The organism is Actinoplanes ianthinogenes, from assembly GCF_018324205.1.
Lineage (GTDB): Bacteria > Actinomycetota > Actinomycetes > Mycobacteriales > Micromonosporaceae > Actinoplanes > Actinoplanes ianthinogenes.
In genome coordinates, this window is the sequence record NZ_AP023356.1 from 3942071 (window position 1) to 3959564 (window position 17494).

At 69.7% G+C, this 17494-nt stretch carries 16 protein-coding genes; 8 read left to right on the forward strand and 8 right to left on the reverse strand.

Translation table 11 applies throughout. The features are described from left to right. Window positions 1–297: 297 nt before the first annotated feature. A complete protein-coding gene (locus tag Aiant_RS17665) occupies window positions 298–801 on the reverse strand; it encodes a hypothetical protein (RefSeq protein ID WP_189328456.1) in 504 nt (167 codons plus the stop codon). Between the two features lie 45 nt (window positions 802–846). Here Aiant_RS17665 and Aiant_RS17670 point away from each other — a divergent pair, with 45 nt between their 5' ends. The 3 genes from Aiant_RS17670 (at window position 847) to Aiant_RS17680 (ending at window position 4232) form a co-directional block, all read left to right on the forward strand. Beyond that, the gene (locus Aiant_RS17670; RefSeq protein WP_189328455.1) at window positions 847–2166 is read left to right on the forward strand and encodes a hypothetical protein; all 1320 of its coding nucleotides are present in this window, start codon (window positions 847–849) and stop codon (window positions 2164–2166) included. A 1-nt stretch (window position 2167) separates the two neighbouring features. Beyond that, window positions 2168–3235 carry a S8 family serine peptidase gene (locus tag Aiant_RS17675; protein ID WP_212847095.1) on the forward strand — a complete coding sequence of 356 codons (1068 nt, stop codon included), beginning with the start codon at window positions 2168–2170 and terminating at the stop codon, window positions 3233–3235. Between the two features lie 382 nt (window positions 3236–3617). Further along, window positions 3618–4232: a Maf family protein gene (locus tag Aiant_RS17680; RefSeq protein WP_189328453.1), complete on the forward strand. Its 615-nt coding sequence runs from the start codon at window positions 3618–3620 to the stop codon at window positions 4230–4232. Between the two features lie 228 nt (window positions 4233–4460). Here Aiant_RS17680 and Aiant_RS17685 read toward each other — a convergent pair whose 3' ends face one another. Further along, a complete protein-coding gene (locus Aiant_RS17685) occupies window positions 4461–5240 on the reverse strand; it encodes an ArsR/SmtB family transcription factor (RefSeq protein ID WP_189328452.1) in 780 nt (259 codons plus the stop codon). Window positions 5241–5364: 124 nt separating this feature from the next. On the opposite strand from Aiant_RS17685, the gene Aiant_RS17690 reads away from it, so the two are divergent. Further along, window positions 5365–7116, forward strand: coding sequence for an acetyl/propionyl/methylcrotonyl-CoA carboxylase subunit alpha (locus tag Aiant_RS17690; protein WP_189328451.1), 1752 nt, complete (start codon window positions 5365–5367; stop codon window positions 7114–7116). 112 nt (window positions 7117–7228) lie between these two features. Here Aiant_RS17690 and Aiant_RS17695 read toward each other — a convergent pair whose 3' ends face one another. Beyond that, window positions 7229–7864, reverse strand: coding sequence for a TetR/AcrR family transcriptional regulator (locus tag Aiant_RS17695; RefSeq protein WP_189328450.1), 636 nt, complete (start codon window positions 7862–7864; stop codon window positions 7229–7231). Window positions 7865–8248: 384 nt separating this feature from the next. Here Aiant_RS17695 and Aiant_RS17700 point away from each other — a divergent pair, with 384 nt between their 5' ends. Continuing rightward, a complete protein-coding gene (locus tag Aiant_RS17700) occupies window positions 8249–9043 on the forward strand; it encodes a DedA family protein (protein ID WP_189328449.1) in 795 nt (264 codons plus the stop codon). Here the strand turns inward: Aiant_RS17700 and Aiant_RS17705 are convergent. Continuing rightward, entirely contained in the window at window positions 8970–10370 is a 1401-nt protein-coding gene (locus Aiant_RS17705) for an NAD(P)H-quinone dehydrogenase (protein ID WP_189328448.1), read from the reverse strand. The genes Aiant_RS17700 and Aiant_RS17705 overlap by 74 nt on opposite strands. A 111-nt stretch (window positions 10371–10481) precedes the next feature. On the opposite strand from Aiant_RS17705, the gene Aiant_RS17710 reads away from it, so the two are divergent. Next, entirely contained in the window at window positions 10482–10943 is a 462-nt protein-coding gene (locus Aiant_RS17710; protein ID WP_189328447.1) for a gamma-glutamylcyclotransferase, read from the forward strand. Here the strand turns inward: Aiant_RS17710 and Aiant_RS17715 are convergent. Further along, a complete protein-coding gene (locus tag Aiant_RS17715; protein ID WP_189328446.1) occupies window positions 10940–11908 on the reverse strand; it encodes a GNAT family N-acetyltransferase in 969 nt (322 codons plus the stop codon). The two genes, Aiant_RS17710 and Aiant_RS17715, sit on opposite strands and share 4 nt — an antisense overlap. 114 nt (window positions 11909–12022) lie before the next feature. On the opposite strand from Aiant_RS17715, the gene Aiant_RS17720 reads away from it, so the two are divergent. Continuing rightward, the gene (locus tag Aiant_RS17720) at window positions 12023–12760 is read left to right on the forward strand and encodes an SCO6745 family protein (RefSeq protein ID WP_189328445.1); all 738 of its coding nucleotides are present in this window, start codon (window positions 12023–12025) and stop codon (window positions 12758–12760) included. A gap of 449 nt (window positions 12761–13209) precedes the next feature. Here Aiant_RS17720 and Aiant_RS17725 read toward each other — a convergent pair whose 3' ends face one another. Together Aiant_RS17725 and Aiant_RS17730 are read right to left on the reverse strand one after the other, a co-directional pair. Further along, complete coding sequence (locus Aiant_RS17725) at window positions 13210–14118, reverse strand: hypothetical protein (RefSeq protein ID WP_189328444.1); 909 nt, start codon at window positions 14116–14118, stop codon at window positions 13210–13212. Between the two features lies 1 nt (window position 14119). Further along, entirely contained in the window at window positions 14120–14761 is a 642-nt protein-coding gene (locus tag Aiant_RS17730; protein ID WP_189328443.1) for an MBL fold metallo-hydrolase, read from the reverse strand. 108 nt (window positions 14762–14869) lie between these two features. Between Aiant_RS17730 and Aiant_RS17735 the strand changes: the two genes are divergently transcribed. Further along, window positions 14870–15814, forward strand: coding sequence for a DUF4349 domain-containing protein (locus tag Aiant_RS17735; RefSeq protein WP_189328442.1), 945 nt, complete (start codon window positions 14870–14872; stop codon window positions 15812–15814). 404 nt (window positions 15815–16218) lie between these two features. Here Aiant_RS17735 and Aiant_RS17740 read toward each other — a convergent pair whose 3' ends face one another. Next, window positions 16219–17475 (reverse strand): amidohydrolase, encoded by a 1257-nt coding sequence (locus Aiant_RS17740; RefSeq protein ID WP_189328441.1) that lies wholly within the window; start codon window positions 17473–17475, stop codon window positions 16219–16221. Between the last annotated feature and the right edge of the window lie 19 nt (window positions 17476–17494).

Sequence of the window (17494 nt, forward strand, 5' to 3'; positions counted from 1 at the left end):
ACAGGGGTCGATGTCGCATGCTGTGAGCGGTTAGCCTCGCTGCGTGGCCCCGAATGACGACCTCATCCCGCTGAGCTCCGCCATCGCGGCTGACATCACCGCGATGGAGGATTTCGCCAAACGCCTCCTGGCCGAGGTCGACAAGGACTACGCGCCACACGCGGACAGTCTGGCCAATCGGATGATGTCCGGCCTGCCGGCGGTGGCGGGGTTCGCGGAGCTGTCCGCTTTCGCCGTGGTGCTGGGGTCGGCTCAGGAGACCTGCCAGCAGAACATCTACAACTTCGCGAACGGAACTCATGGGTTCGCGAAGGCCGCGGAGCAGGTCGGGGGGATGTATCGCGGGGCGGATGCGTTTGCCCGGGCCCGGCTGGCGGATGTGGAGTCGGCTTTGGTTACGGCGGGGGTGTTGCCGCCGTCGGGTGTCGGGTCCAGCCCTTCGGGGGCCTCCTCGGCTTCCGCCGCATCCCCGGATTCGCCTTCGGGCTCGGCTTCCCCTTCGGCCTCTTCGCTGCCTTCCGTGTCGGGCTCCCCTTCGCCTTCCGCCTTGCCTTCCTCGCCGCCTTCCTCGTCGGCTTCCGGGGTGCCGTCTTCTTTGCCTTCGGCCTCGCCTTCCTCGCCGGCTTCCGGGCTGTCGTCTTTCCTGCCTTCCGCCTTGCCTTCGGCGCCCGGGCTGCCACCCGCGGTCGAGGTTCCTTCCGGGTCCGATTTTCTGCCGGCGCCGGCGGCGTCTTCCGCTGCCGACTCACCTGCATCGGGGTCGGCTTCCTCGTCCTCGACGGGCCCATGGGACTGGGACACCCCGCCGGCGACCTCAGCCTCACCTGCCCGAAAGGGGGACGCCTGATGCTCGCGAACACCGACAACGGCGGCGGCACCGACTGGACGACCCAGTCGGTCCCACAGATGTGGTCGATGCTGGAGAGCCAGGACGGGACCGCCCACAAGGATCTGCTCGTCACCTGGAAGAAGTCAGCCGACCTGCTGGTGGACCATTTGTCCCGGGTCAAGAATTACCGCGACAGTCTCGCCGAGGTGTGGCCACCCGAGAAGAGCGCCGCCGCCGCCAAGTATCTGGATCGCCTGGACGACCTGATCAGACACTTGAGCGAGACGTATCACGCGACGGTCCAGAACCACCACGCGCTGGGCGGCGCGACGTCAGCTCTGGTGAGCGCCCGCGTGAAACTGGCGGGGATCTATGAGGAATACATGTCCAATCAGAAGGTCCTGGACGCGTACGCCCTGAAGCAGCAGAGCTCAGCCCAGACCTTGAGCAAATGGCGAGCCGTCAGCCTCAGCCCGTCGGCCGCGGTCGAGTCACGGCAGCTTGATTTGCAGGTGCAGGCACAGGTCGTGATGTCCACCCTGAGCACGGACTTGGCCCAGGCCCAACTGAACATCACCACTCCCCAGCCCTACATCCCAGGACTCTCAACACGGGAAGAAGGCAAGGGCCAAGGAGGAAGATCCAGCGGAATCAATAATGCACCTGGCGGACCGCCCTCAAAATTGCAGCAAGGCGGAGCTGCACCCACGCCTTCAAGTAACATAAATTTGTCGAATGCAGGCGGCGGCACCAATTCGGCCGATCAGCACCCAAACGGTAGCGGCTTAAGTTCTCGAAATGATAAACCTGACGGACACCCCACAGGCCCTATCCTTGCTGGCTCTACATCCAACACCAGCACACCCGTTGCAACCCCACCAACTTTGCCCCCTCAAAGCGGATCATTCCCTTCACCGGCAAACGGACTCGCTATTCCTCCTGCCGTAGGATTGCCGCCCCTATCGCAACAAGGAACACCACCTCACGAACCCTCTCCTAGTCACTCATGGCAAGGGCCCTCTAGCGGTACCAGCGCAGGAAAAAGCAGCAGGCAAATAGCTCCCGGGGGAATAATTGGAGGAACCTCGAACGCCATCCCTGCTCGAACCAACAGCGGGCTCACTCAGCGCGTGAATCCGACTGGAGGCCTCATTGGCCAGTCTCCCCCAGCGATCATTCAGCCGAGACGGCAGTCCCCCAATGATCGCAACGGAGCACCCGAGATTCGAGACAGCTGGGACCCGGAAAACCCGTGGCTGGTCGACAAGGGAACGGACCCGATCATCCTTCCTCCTGAGAGGAAAGCGATCGACCCGGGGCCCGCCATAGGACTATGAGATGAAACTTCTTGTCACAATAGCGATCACAGCACTGCTTGCACCATCGCACACGACAGGAATAGCCGAACCTCAGACCCTAGAATTCAACAAAGACGCGTGGTTTGCCGATTATCTAAGGCTCGATCAGGTACACGAACTTAGCCTTGGATCAGGAGTATCGATAGGGATTCCTGATAGCGGAGTTCATCCGCATCCGGATCTCGCAGGAAACGTGATAGATGGGCGCGATATGGTCCAAGGAGGTGACGGTCGCGGGCAACTTGACCAGACAGGCCATGGTACACACATGGCGGGACTAATAGTCGGCCACGGAAAACCGGGCGGCATCACTGGAATCGCCCCCGCCGCTCAGATAATCCCCGTCAAGATTATCGGGACAACAGAAGAGACGCCTCCCCTTGCTGTAGCGATAGACTGGCTGACGCACAAGGGAGCCCAGGTAATCAATGTCTCCCTGTCGGTATCACCGTCGGCTGACCTTAACAAATCAATCAAGACTGCTATTGCTGCCGACATAGTCATCACAGCAAGCGCTGGAAGCACTTCGAAGGATTCGCGAATTGCCTTCCCCGCGTCCATACCTGAGGTTTTAGCCGTCGGGGCTGTCGATCAAACCGGGCGCCCGGCCACCTTTTCACCTCAAGGCCCATCGATTGATCTGTGCGCGCCCGGGGTTGACCTCAGAACTACAGGTACCACCGACGACTATGTCAACGTGGACGGCACCTCACCCGCTACTGCGATTGTTTCGGGGGCGGCGGCGTTGGTTCGGGCTCGGTTTCCGGGGATTTCGGGGCGGGAGGTTGTTCATCGGCTTACTGCTACGGCTACCGATATTGGGGCTCCGGGGTGGGACGAGCAGTGCGGGTACGGGGTGCTGAACATCGTTAAGGCGCTGACCGCGGATGTTCCGCCGCTGGAGGGCGGGCCTGGAGTAGGCACCAGCGCAGGCGGAACTTCCGGTGGAGTGGGCGTGACCAGCGGCAGCCAACCGGGCAGTTCAGGTGGGCAGGATAGGGGTGACGGTCGGAACATTGGCCTGCTCGGGGGATTGCGGCCATCCTGACGGGCGGAGTGGTCGCTGGGTTTTTCGCTGCTCGACGGCGGAGCCGGAAAAGGCCGTGACGCTTGGCTGAACGGCGGGGTTCCGGCCCGAGGGCTGGCATCGGGCCGAGGCTGAGTTCGGCCCTGGGGCATCGGGCCGAGGCTGGGTTCGGCCTGGGAGGTGTCGGGCCGAGGGTGGGTTTGGCCTGGGAGGTGTCGGGCGCTTAAGCAGTAGCCGCTGCGGAGGGGCGAGCGCCGCCGGACATGGCGTGCCGGCGAGTCAGCATCCACTCGGGCCAGGGCTAACAGCGTCTTGCACGGCAAGGCGGCTTTGTCAGGTTTCCCGGCGGAACATGGGGCTTGCGGGCACTTTTGGGTGTGCCGGGCTTGTAGTCTCACTTTTTGTGCAGAGTGACAACGTGTATCGGCTGATTCTTGCCTCCGCCAGTCCGGCTCGGCGGGCGCTGCTCACCGGGGCCGGGATCGACGCGGAGATCATCGTCAGTGGGGTGGACGAGAGCGTCGTGGAGGCTGAGGACGCGTACACGTTGAGTCTTGCGCTGGCTCGGATGAAGGCTCGGACGGTGGCGGCGGAGTTGCCGGCCGATCCTGGGGCGTTGGTGCTCGGGTGTGATTCGGTGCTGGCCTTCGAAGGGGAGATCTTCGGGAAGCCGGCGGACGCCCGGGAGGCGGCGCAGCGCTGGATGGCGATGCGGGGGAAGTCCGGGGTGCTGCACACCGGGCATCACCTGACCGGGCTGGTGAGCGGGCGGCAGGCGGAGGCCGTCGGGACGACCGTGGTGCACTTCGCTGATGTGACGGATGCCGAGATAGAGGCGTATGTCGCCTCCGGGGAGCCGTTGCAGGTGGCTGGGGCGTTCACGCTGGACGGGCGTGGAGGCGCCTTCGTCGAGCGGATCGAAGGGGACCCCGGCAACGTGATCGGGCTGTCCCTCCCGCTGCTGCGCACGCTGCTCGCCGAGATGGACGTCCCGATCACCGCCCTCTGGCGCAACTGACGGACACCCTGTCGCCCCGGGAACAACGCAAGGCCGCGGGACAACAGGACAAACCGCGAGGCGACAGGACAGACCGCGAGGCGACAGGACAGACCGCGGGGACAACAGGACGAACCGCGAGACGACAAGACAGACCGCGGGGACAACAGGACAAACCGCGAGACGACAAGACCAACCGCCGATGACGGCAGAACGGGCCGCGAGGCGAAACCGACGGGACGAGCCGATCTACTCCACCGGCAACGGCGAGCCCGTCTCCAGGAAAGTCTTCAGGTTGGACAGGATCGACGGCCATCCCTGGCTCACCTGCTCAAGGACCGTGCTCCCCGCGTCGAAATCGTCGTGGGTCACGGTCAGCTTCACCAGCTTCCCCATCTCCTCGATCTCGAAGGTCACCTTCGACCGCCCCTCCGCGGTGACCGCCTTCAACCAGTCCTCCGAGAACCCGTGCTTCCCGGCGAACTCCGGGGTGAAGGTGTGCCACGTGTACGACAACCGCTCATGCGGAACCGACTCCAGCACCACCTGCTCCGGATCAGCGATCTCGAGCCCACTGACCTTCCACACCACCGGCGCCCCGGCGGTCCACTCGCTCACGAACTCCACCCCCCAGTACCGGCTGGTGAAGGCGGGATCGACGAGCGCCTGCCACAGCTTCTCCGGCGTCGTCGCGATGTACGTCGTGTAGACAAAGCTCATCGGTGAACCCTCCAACGCGGTCTTCAGATCGGCGAGCGCCTGAACGCGCCCGCGGTGATACCGGCTGATCCAGCGATCGGCGATGGCGTTGACCGGTTCGACGTTGAGGTGGTGCAGCTTCTCCCGGCCCCGCCAGGTGGTGGTGACCAGGCCGGCGGCCTCCAGCACGGCGAGGTGCTTGCTCACCGACTGCCGGGCCATGCCCAGGCCGGAGCAGAGTTCGCGCAGCGTCTGACCGTTCTGCCGGTTGAGACTGTCGAGCAGGTGGCGCCGGCTCGGGTCGGCCAGCGCCTTGAACACCTCGTCCATGGAGCCATCATCCGAGGATAGGAAATGCAGCCGGTTGGCTGCCTGAATAATAGGCAGCCTCGCGGCTGCATTTCAAGACGGGAGAGGGAGCGACTATGAGCTGAACTCCCGTTAGGCTCTAGCCGTGCGGAAGATATTGATCGCCAACCGCGGCGAGATCGCCCTCCGGGTCATCCGGGCCTGCAAGGACGCCGGCCTCACCAGCGTCGCCGTCTACGCCGACAGTGACCGCGATGCCCCACACGCCCGGCTCGCCGACGAGGCGTACGCGCTGGACGGCGAGACGGCCGCCGACACGTACCTGCGGATCGACAAGCTGATCGAGGTGGCGCGCAAGTCGGGATCCGACGCGGTCCACCCCGGCTACGGCTTCCTGTCGGAGAACGCCGAGTTCGCTCAGGCCGTACAGGAAACTGGTCTGACCTGGATCGGGCCGAGTCCGCAAGCGATCCGCGACCTGGGCGACAAGGTCACCGCGCGGCACATCGCGCAGCGCGCGGGCGCGCCCCTGGTGCCCGGCACCCCCGAGCCGGTGGTGGACGCCGCCGAGATCGTCGCCTTCGCGACCGAGCACGGCCTGCCGGTCGCCATCAAGGCGGCCTTCGGCGGTGGCGGCCGCGGGCTCAAGGTGGCCCGCACCATCGAGGAGATCCCGGCGCTGTTCGAGAGCGCGACCCGGGAGGCGGTGGCCGCGTTCGGCCGCGGCGAGTGCTTCGTCGAGCGCTACCTGGACCGGCCGCGGCACGTCGAGGCGCAGGTCATCGCGGACACGCACGGCAACGTGGTGGTGGTCGGCACCCGGGACTGCTCGCTCCAGCGCCGGCATCAGAAACTGGTCGAGGAGGCGCCCGCGCCGTTCCTCAGCGACGAGCAGCGCGCCAAGATCCACGAGAGTGCCAAGGCGATCTGCCGCGAGGCGGGCTACCACGGCGCCGGCACGGTGGAATACCTGGTGGGCCAGGACGGGACGATCTCGTTCCTGGAGGTGAACACCCGGCTGCAGGTGGAGCACCCGGTCAGCGAGGAGACCACCGGCATCGACCTGGTGCGGGAGCAGTTCCGGATCGCGGCCGGCGAGCGGCTGGCGATCACCGAGGACCCGGTGCCGCGCGGGCACGCCATCGAGTTCCGGATCAACGGGGAGGACGCCGGGCGCGGCTTCCTGCCCGCGCCGGGCACGGTCACCGCGCTGACCTGGCCCTCCGGGCCGGGCGTGCGGGTCGACTCGGGTGTCGAGCAGGGCAGCGTGATCGGCGGCAACTTCGACTCGATGCTGGCGAAAATCATCGTCACCGGCGCGACCCGGGAGCAGGCGCTGGAGCGATCCCGCCGGGTGCTGGACGAGACGGTGATCGAGGGCATCGCCACGGTGCTCCCGTTCCACCGCGCGGTGATCCGCGACGCGGCGTTCACCAGCGAGCCGTTCACCGTGCACACCCGGTGGATCGAGACCGAGTGGGTCAACGAGGTGGCGCCGTTCGGCCCGCCGGCCGCCGCCGGCGGCGAGACCGTCGAACGCGAGACCGTCGTGGTCGAGGTGGGCGGCCGGCGCATCGAGGTCCGCCTCCCCAAACACCTGATTTCCGGTACGCCCGGAGCACCGTCCCCGAAACGCCCGGCCTCCCGCACCCGCAGTGGTGCGGCGAGCGCGGCCGCGAGCGGGGACAGTCTCGCCGCCCCGATGCAGGGCACCATCGTGAAGGTCGCCGCGCAGAACGGTGACCAGGTCAACGAGGGCGACGTGATCGTGGTGGTCGAGGCGATGAAGATGGAGCAGCCGCTCCCGGCACACAAGTCGGGCACGGTCTCCGGGCTGTCGCTGGAGGTCGGCGCGACGGTCACGGCCGGCGCGGTGATCTGCACGATCGAGGACTAGCTGTCCACAGCGGGCGGTTGTCCACAGGGCACTCTCGCGGTCGTCCGGTGTCGCACGACAATGGTGCCGGGGTCGCCCCCCGAGGAGGGCGGGGGTCTGAGCCGGGGTGGGCTCAGGCTCCCATCTGCCGGACGCGGTCGAGGATCAGCCGAGCCGCCTCGATCGGGTCCTCATGGGCGCTGTCCGGAAAAGCCCCGCTCAGCCACAAAGTCGCGAACCCGTGCACCATCGACCACGCCGCCAGCCCCACCTCCCGCACCTCATCCGAGGCCAGCTCCGCCGCCCCCTCCGGAGCGGGCCGGGCCGGCACCTCGACCTCGGGCCCGGCCAGCGGCGCGTCCGGCAGATCCGTCATCCCGGCATACAACGCGTCCGCCGCCTGCCGCCGCGCCGCCACCAGATCCGGGTCGGCGGCGTGGTAGAGATCGGTCCGGAACATCACCTCGAAGACCGCCCGGTTCGCCAGCGCGAACCGCAGATAGGTCACCCCGAGCTCCAGCAGGCTGCTGCTCGCCAGCCGCGACGTCGCCAGCGCCTTGGCCAGCTGCTCGAACCCATCGGTCGCGAGCGCCGTCAGCAGCCCCGCCTTGTCCGAGAAGTGGTGCGCGGGCGCCGCGTGCGACACCCCGGCCCGCCGGGCCAGGTCACGCATGCTGAGCGCGGTCACCCCCGACTCCGCGATCGCCTCGGCGGCCGCGGTGAGCAGGGCACGACGCAGATCGCCGTGGTGATAGCTCTGCCTGGGCATGGATCAAGGATAACTAGGCATCGACAAGATGCTCAGCGCAGGAAGATGATGGTCACTTCCACGCCCTGCCCGGTGCTCGCGGCACGTCGTCGTGCCCGCGGTGTTTCCGTTCTCCGTCCGGAGGCGGGCCGCCAGTACGGGACCTACCGGCGGCCCGCGGCTGCGGCGTCGGAACGGGGGATCCGGCGCCCGCAGGCACGGCCCACGGTACGCCCCACGTCTGCGGACACCGGGAAATTCGGGGGCGGGACCGGACGTTTCGGCCGTACCGTGGCGGGCATCACGGTCTGCCCGCAGGGTTTGCGGCGCATGCTGAACACAGCGCCCTCTCAGCAGCGTTCGCGCAGAATGCCGTGAACCCCGAACCCGCGAGGTGGCCCTGCGATGACCGAGCTGCTGACCATGTTGGCCTCGCCCGCCTGGGTCTATCTCGCGCTGTTCGGCTTCCTCGCGGTGGACGCCCTGATCCCGGTGGTGCCGATCCAGGCCATCATGATCACTTCAGGAGCGCTGACCGTCTACGGCGATCTGCACCTCGCCGTGGTGATCCTGGTCGGGGCGCTCGGCATGTTCACCGGGGACGCGATCGCCTTCGTCCTGGGCCGGTCGACCGGGCACCGGCTCAGCGCGTTACGCGCCCGGTTTGCCCCGCGCGGCGAGGATGGCGGGAATTCACGCACTCGGCAAGCGGCCGAGCGCTTCACCCGCGGCCTGCGCCGGCCCGGCCCGCTCGTGATGCTGCTCTGCCGGTTCGTCCCGGGCGGCCGGATGGCCTCGGGATACCACGCCGGCCGCACCCACTACCCGATCAAGCTCTTCGTCGGTTACGACGGCGCCGCCGCGCTCTGCTGGGCCTGTTACGGCGGGCTGATCGGCCACCTCGGCGGCACCGCGATCACCCAGTCCGCCTGGCGGCTGTTCGCGATCGCGGCGACCGCCGCGCTGATCTTCGGCACGGCCGGCTGGATCCTCGCCCTGTTCGGCGGGAAACCCGCACCCGGCGAGAGCGGGGAACACTCGCCCGGCGAGAGCGGGCAACGCTCGCCCGGCGCGAGCCGGAAACGCTCGCCCGGCGGGAGCGGCGACCCGGAGCCGGCCGCCCCGGTCACTGAATCTCGTGCTGCATCAGCTGACGCGCCGCCTCCGCGATCGAGCCCGACAGCGACGGATAGATCGTGATGGTGTGTGCCAGCTGGTCCACGGTCAGGTTGTTCTCGATCGCCATGGTGATCGGCAGGATCAGCTCGCTCGCCTTGGGCGCCACCACCACGCCGCCGATCACCTGACCGGTCGCCGGGCGGCAGAACAGCTTGACGAACCCGTCCTGCAGGCCGGCCATCTTGGCCCGGGCGTTGCCGGTCAGCGGCAGCATCACCTGGCGGGCCGGGGTGCGGCCGGAGTCCACCTCGTTCTGCGAGACGCCGACGGTGGCCAGCTCCGGGTCGGTGAACACGTTCGCCGAGACGGTGCGCAGCCGGAGCGGGGCGACCGCCTCGCCCATCGCGTGCCAGATCGCGATCCGGCCCTGCATGGCGGCGACACTGGCCAGCGGGAGCACGCCGGTGCAGTCACCGGCCGCGTAGATGCCCGGCACGTTGGTGCGGGAGACCCGGTCGACGGTGACGTAGCCGCCGTTGCCGACGGCCACGCCGTACTCCGCCAGACCGAGGTCGCCGGTGTTCGGGATGGCGCCGACCGCGATCAGCGCGTGCGACGCCTCGATCACCTTGCCGCCGGACAGGGTCACCCGGACGCCGTCGCCGGTGTTCACCACCGAGTCGCCGCGGGACTGACTGAGAATGGTCATCCCGCGGTCGCGGAACACCCGCTCGATCGCCATCGCGGCGTCGGCGTCCTCGTGCGGCATCACCCGTTCGCGGCTGGAGACCAACGTCACCTTCACGCCCATCGCGAGGTAGGCGCTGGCGAACTCGGCGCCGGTCACACCCGAGCCGATCACCACCAGGTGCTCGGGGAGCTCGGTCAGGTCGTACACCTGCCGCCAGTCGAGGATGCGCTCGCCGTCCGGGCGGGCGGTGGGCAGGACCCGCGGGGTGGCGCCGGTGGCCAGCAGGACGGTGTCCGCCTCGACCGCGTACGGCGCGCCGCCGTCCGGGGTGATCAGCACCTGGTGGGTGTGCCCGAGCCGGTCCTCCCCCATCCTCGCCCGGCCGCGGACCACGTCCACCCCGGCCTTGACCAGCTTGGTCTGGATGTCGCCGGACTGCGCGAGGGCGAGTTTCTTGACCCGCTCGTTGACCGCGACCGCGTCGACGCTGACCCCGTCCAGGCCGCTGGAGCGGATCCCGAAGGCCTCGTTGTTGCGGTACCCGGTCATCACCTCGGAGCTGGCGATGAAGGCCTTGGACGGCACACAGTCGGTCAGCACGCAGGCGCCACCGGGGCCGTCCGCCTCGACCAGGGTCACATCGGCATCGAGCTGAGCGGCGACCAGAGCCGCCTCATAACCGCCCGGTCCCCCGCCGATGATCACGATCCGACTCACGATTTTCCGACCTCCAAAAGAGCGGCTCTGGTTCGCCGCGGCAAAAAGCGGTTGTGCCGACACGCACTCCTCATATTCTCACCACCCGCTCATACGACTATCGTCGTCGCCGTGCGTCATTACGCCGCGTATGGCTCGAACCTGGACCCAGCTCGCATGCTGGCCTACTGTCCGCACTCGCCCATGGTCGGCGTGGGGTGGATCGAGGGCTGGCGTCTCACCTTCGCCGGAGAGGGGGAAATGGGCTGGGAGGGAGCGGTGACGACGATCGTCGAGTCGCCCGGCGACCGCGTCTTCGTCTCGCTCTACGACGTCCATCCATGGGATGCCGCACAGCTCGACGAGGTCGAGGGCGTGCCCGCCGGGACGTACCAGAAACTCACCGTGCGTGTATCGACGCTCGACGGTGAGGTGCCCGCCTGGGTCTACGTCTTCGCCGGTTACGAGGGTGGCCTGCCCACCGCGTGGTACCTGTCGGAGATCGCCAGCGCCGCCGAGAAGGCCGGCGCGCCCGACGACTACGTGAGCGAGCTGCGCCACCGCCCGACCGGGACGGCGTCGCCGGAAAACTAGCGCCGGGCCGCCGCCACGGTTGTCTGGTAGACATTCGCCCGGTAGAGCGGGGTCATCCCGACCTTCCGGTACAGCCGTGCGGCCTCGGTCGGGTTGGCCAGATCAACCCCGAGGCCGACCTGCGGTCGTCCCTTGCCCGCATAGACGGCAAAGGCCCGGCGCAGCAAGGCTTCCCCCAAACCCCGCTTTCGGTACGCCTTGAGCACCGCCAGACTGCGCACCCAGGCCTCGTTCGTCTCCTCGTCCGGGTCGGCCGACTGCAGCACGCCCGCCAGGTCGCCGTCGACCTCCGCGACGAACCACTCGTCGAAGGAGACCGAGGACTCGGCCTCGAACTGCCGCCGCCACTCCGCGTAGCCCACCGACGGGTGGTCCGAGTCGAGGAACGCCTCCTCGATCACCGCGTGGAAGCGGCGCATCTCGGCCTCGTCCGCGTGCCGCACCGGCCGGATCGTCACGCCCGGCGGCGGCGCCGGGACCGCGGACCCGACGCCGTCCAGGGGCATCCGCATCCGCGCGTGCTGCTTGAGGAAGGTGAACCCGGCCGCGCCGAGGGCCTCGATGTACCGCTCCTCGCCCGGCAGCGCCGCGGCCCGCACCGTGTACGGGTCGTGCCCCAGCTCGGCGGCCCGCTCAGCCATCCGGGCCAGCATCAGGGCGAGCAGCGGGCGCTGCGCCGGGATCCCGCGCTCCGGCCAGACGTAGACCTCCAGCAGGTCGCGGTCCTGGCCGGTGGGATTCCGCGGGTACGCCCACCCGGCGATCTCGCCGTCCGCGTCGAAGGCCAGCCAGGAGTCCCGGGACATGTCGGTGTGCGGGCCGGTCAGCTCCTCGCGCACCTCGTCGGCGGTGAAGTCGGGCTCGCCGACCGTGGCGATGTCGCTGGCGTGCACCAGGCTGAGGATCAGCGGCACGTCGTCGAGGGTGGGCCGGCGGGTGCTCCAGCCAGGCGGAAGCGCACTCATCCGGGCATCGGACCACCGCCGGCCCGCCGCTGCCAACCGATTTCCGGGCGGCGGCACGAACATCAATCTTGGGAGCGTTTCCTTAAAACGGTCAGGGAGAGCAGAATCGGGCGGGTGACCCCGGAACAGGCCGCCGCCAACGCCAAAGCGGGCCTCGCCACCATCGTCGGAGCCTTCGCCGAGTCGCCGCAGACCCTGCGCCGCGCCCGATTGCTGGGGCTGTCCGGGTGGGCGTACCACGTCTCGGCCCGGGCCGGCGCGCTCGGCGACGTCCGGCCCGAGACGGTGGCCGCGGCGCTCGCCTTCATCGCGCCCGAGGCAGTGACCGAGGGCTGGGAGTCGACCGCGAAAAGCTCACAGCCGGCCGAGGTGGCCAGCTGGCACCTGCGCGAGCTGTGCTCCTGGGGGGAGAGCCAGGTCGGCGGCTTCCCGCGGCTGAACCGGCTGGTCGAGCTGGCCGGGCGGGTGGTGGACGCGGTGGACCCGGCCGGTCTGCCGCTGTTCGCGGCCTGGCGGGCCATGCCGCTGCCCAGCCAGGAGCCGGGCGCGCAGGCCGCGATGCTGCTGCACCTGCTGCACGAGCACCGGCAGGGGGTCTACGTGATCGCGGTCCGGGCCGGTGGGCTCACCCCGCTGGAGGCGATCATCGCGGGGCCGGAGGGCGAGACCGGCGCGGTGGCGTTCGGCTGGCAGCCGCCTTACCCGCCGGCCGGGCCGCTGGTGCGCCGGCTGATGTGGGCCGAGGCGGTGGCGAACTCGCTGGCCGGCCAGGCCTACGCCGCCCTGGACCGCCCGGAGCGGGTGGAGTTCGCCGGTCTCCTGGAGTCCCTCACCCACCGCTTCGCCCGCTGACCCCCAGCTGGCCCTCACAGCCCTAACCCACGCCCACACAGGGCCACCAACACCAGCCGACACCACCGGGCTGGCCCTCACAGCCCTAACCCGGGTTCGCACAGGGCCACCAACACCAGCCGACACCACCGAGCTGGCCCTCACCGCCCCAACCCACGCCCACACAGGGCCACCAACACCAGCCGACACCACCGGGCTGGCCCTCACCGCCCTAACCCGGGTTCGCACAGGGCCACCAACACCAGCCGACACCACCGGGCTGGCCCTCACCGCCCTAACCCGGGTTCGCACAGGGCCACCAACACCAGCCGACACCACCGAGCTGGCCCTCACCGCCCCAACCCGGGCCCACACAGGGCCACCCACACCAGCCGACACCACCGAGCTGGCCCTCACGGCCCTATCCCGGGCCCGCACAGGGCCACCAGCACCAGCCCGGGGACTGACCGTCAGCCTTCGGACAGGTCGTCGAGGGCGGCCTGGACGTCGCCGACTCGGCGGCGGGCGGCGGCGGTCTCGCGTTCGGCGGTGCGGCGCGCCTGTTTGCGGCGGGCCACGTCGGCTACCGCCTCGGTGCGGCGGCGCTCCAACTCGGCCAGCTCCGCCTCCAGGTCGTCGACCAGGTTCTGCGCGTCCTGCTCTGCGGTCTCGGCCCGGTGCAACTGCTCGTCGGCGCGGCGCTCGGCGGCCTCGGCGGCGGTCAGGTCCCGCTCCAGCTCCCGGCGGCGGCGCTCGATCTCGCGACGGCGGCGGTCCTGCACCGCTCGGTCGTGGGCCGCCCGATCCGGCGCCGGCTCCTCGTCGGGCAGATCCTCGGTGGCCTCAGCGGACTCGACGGCCTCGTCGCCGCCGGTGATCAGGCGCAGCCGGGGGCGCGGCACCTCGCCGAAGCCGGCGTAGGCCGCCGACCGGATCAGCCGCCCGGTCCGCACCTGCGCCGCGATCTCCGGGTCCGCGAGCGCCGCGGTCAGCGTCGCCTCGACCTCGCCCAGCGGCAGTTTCCCGGCGCCGGCTCCGGCCGCCACGGCCAGCTTGCGGGCCGCCGCGACCAGCGCCGACACGAACTGCCGACGCTGCTGTGAGAGCTCGCGCAGCTGGTCGCCGTGCAGCTCGCGCTGGGCGGCCCGGAGCGCCTCGGAGAGATCGACCAGCTCGCCGATCAGGTCGGGCCGCTTGCGGGCCAGCAGGTTGACCACCCAGGCGGCCACGGTCGGCTTCTTCAGCGCGGCGAGCCGCTTGGCGGCCTCCCGGTCACCGGCCGTCCGGGCCTCCTCGATCGCGGCGGCGCGGGTCGCCACGAAACCCTCCGGCGGCTCCTCGTAGAGCCGCCGGACCACGTCGTCGATCAGGCTCGGCACGTCAGTCGAGCGTCGTGCCCGGCGCGAGGTGCTGGTACTTCGTCTCGGCGAAGCCCTCCAGGTGCTTGTCCGAGACGGCGGCGCCCCGCGCGTTGAGCAGCCCGTCGTGGATCGCGAAGGCACGGCCCGGCTTGACCGCGCGGGCGAACTCGAGTGTCTCGGCCACCTTCATCCACGGCGCGTTGAGCGGGACACCGAGGGTGTCGACGGTGGCGTCCTGCGGCACCACGAACGAGTCCCCCGGGTGATACACGTTCGTGGCGCCGTCGCTGATCAGGAAGCCCAGGTTGGCGATCCGCGGAACGTAGGGATGGATGATCGCGTGCTGCCCACCGTACGCCCGGACGGTGAACCCGGCCGCCTCGAACTCCTCCCCGGCCGTCACCGGCGTGGTCGCCTCGGCCACCTCGCCGAGCAGCTTCAGCACGTCCGCGTGCGCGAAGACCCGCAGGCCGGGCCGGCGCCGCACGGCCGCGGTGACCGCCGCGACGTCCAGGTGGTCGGGGTGCTCGTGGGTGACGACCACGGCGTCCGCCCCGTCCAGCGCCGACTCCCATTCCTCGGAGAACTCCCCCGGGTCGACGACGAGCACCCCCGCCCCCTCGATCCGTAGACAGGAATGAGTGAACTTCGTGATACGCACGGTGCTCCTCCGTCGCTGAATCGTGACCGCTCATCTCGCAGTCTGCCGGAACCGGGCAGAGCCCACCGTACGTCTCAGCGGTCAGTCGTACCGATGACAGGAGTGCTCATGCGGAAACGGGGATATCTGACGCTCGGCGCCGTTGTTCTGTGCGGCGCCCTACTGGCCGGCTGTGGCAGCTCGTCGTCTTCCGACGGCGTGTCGAGCGACAGCGGCAAGGTGGCCGCGCCGGCGGCCGGCGGGGCCGAGCCGGCGCTGGGCGAGGGGCAGGCCGCCGACTCGACCGCCCAGGGCGGCAAGGACACCACGGCCGAGGCGCCCGATCTGCGGGTGGACCAGCGGTCGATCATCTACACCGGGACGATCACCGTGCAGGTGAAGGATGTCAACGCGGCCGCCGCCCGGATCACCGGGATCACCTCCGGGGCGGGCGGGTTCATCGGCGGCGACGACCGGCAGAGCGGGGCCGGCGGCGCGGACACCGCCACCATGAAGCTGCGGATCCCGGCCACCAAGTTCGACGCGGCACTCAAGCAGATCGGCGAGCTCGGCGAGGAGCAGAGCCGGGCGATCAACACCGAGGACGTCACCGAGGAGGTCGTCGACCTGGACGCCCGGATCGCGGTGCAGCAGGCCCGGGTGGACAGCGGCCGCCGGTTGCTCGGCCAGGCCAAGTCGCTCAACGACCTGGTGATGCTGGAGAAGGAGGTAGCCACCCGGGAGTCCGACCTGGCGTCGTTGCAGGCCAAGAAGCGCCGGCTGGCCGATCTGACCGCGCTCAGCACGGTCACCGTGGTGCTGCTCGGCCCGACCGCCGCGCCACCGGCCCCGGCCGACGAGCCGAGTGGCTTCCTGGCCGGCCTGAGCAGCGGCTGGAACGCCCTGGGCGATTCGCTCACGGTCCTGCTCACCGTGCTCGGCGCGCTGCTGCCCTGGCTGATCGCCCTGGGCCTGCCCGCGGCCGCGGTGTTCTACCTGCGCCGCCGTTACCGCCGCGGCCACCCCGACAAGGAGCTGCCGGCCCCGCCGGCCGAAGCCCCGGCGACCCCGTAACGACCAGCTCAGAGCCGGTGCCCCCGCCCAACAACGCAGTCCCGCCCACCCCAGGGGGACCTTCCCTGGACAGTGTGGCCTGATTTCGAGGGCCACGGCCGACGAGTTGTGGACAACGGCGGGTTGTGGATAACGGGGCAACGCGGACGACCGAGACCGCGGACAACCCAGGACCGCGGACAACCCAGGACCGCGGACAACCGGGGACCGCGAACAACCCGGGACCGCGAACAACCGCCGGATACGGACAACAGGGTGGCGCCGGGCAACGGCGTTCGGCGACCACCCACGGACAGCGAAGGGAACGGCGATCGTCATGGACGCAAAGCGGCCAGACCGCCGTCCCCTTGCCCGCCCCGGGACCACGCGACCCGCACCCCAGCGGACCCGCGTATACAAAGACCTCAGAAGGCCCCGGTCGACAACGCCGCCAATGCGGTGTGCGTCATCACCCGGATCCCATGACCGATGCACGCCTCGTCGACGTCGAAGTCCCCTTGGTGCAGGTCGTGGCGGATGTCCGAGCCGGGCACCCCGGTGCCGAGGCGGATCATCGCGCCCGGGACGTGTTCCAGGTAGAACGAGAAGTCCTCGCCGCCCATGCTGATCTCGGCCTCGACCACCCGGTCGGCGCCGAGCGCGGCCCCGGCCGCGCCCGCGATGATCGCGGTGGCCATCCGGTCGTTGATCACCGGCGGGACGCCGCGGCGGTATTCCACCTCGACCTCGGCGCCGGTCGCGGCGACCACGTCACGGATCAGCTTGGTGATCATCTCGGGGGCCTCGCGCCAGGCATCCCGGTTGAGGATCCGGACCGTGCCGCTGACCTCGCCGGAGCCGGGGATCGCGTTGAACGCCTGACCGGCGTGCACCGAGCCCCAGACCAGCGACACACCGGCGCGCGGGTCGACCCGGCGGTCCAGCAGCGCGGGCACGTCGACGATCACCCGGCCCAGCGCGTGCACCAGGTCGGCGGTCAGGTGCGGGCGCGCGGTGTGCCCACCCGGACCGGAGAGGGTGACCTTGACGGTGTCGGCGGCCGCGGTGAACGGGCCGGAGCGGACCCCGACGAGCCCGGACGGCAGCTGCGGGTAGCAGTGCAACGCGTAGATCGCGGCGACGTCCTTGAGCCCGCCGGCGGCGATCACCTCGGGCGCGCCGGACGGGATCGCCTCCTCGGCCGGCTGGAACAGCAGCCGCACCCGGCCGGGCAGCTCGCCCTGCTCGTCGAGCTGGGCCAGGGCCAGGCCGAGGCCGAGCAGGACGGTGGTGTGCACGTCGTGACCGCAGGCGTGGGCCAGCTTGTCGACCGTGCTGCGGTACGGCACGTCCTTGAGGTCGTGCAGCGGCAGCGCGTCCAGGTCGGCGCGGAACGCGATCACCCGGTCGCCCTGACCGATGTCGCAGATCACCCCGTTGCCCCGGGGCATCATCCGCGGTTGCAGGCCGGCCAGGGTGAGCTCACGGGCGACCAGCGCCGCGGTCTCGAATTCGGAGTGTGACGGCTCCGGGTGGGCGTGAATGTGCCGACGAATCGCTACCAGCTCGGCTCCCCGGGCGGCAAGCCAGCGGTCCAGCCGGCCGGGCAGGGGGTCGGCGCCGGGCAGCGGCCCGGGCCAGGCCGTATCGGCGCCCTCCGGCGCCGTCAGAGCAGTAGTCACGTCGGGATCCAGATCACTC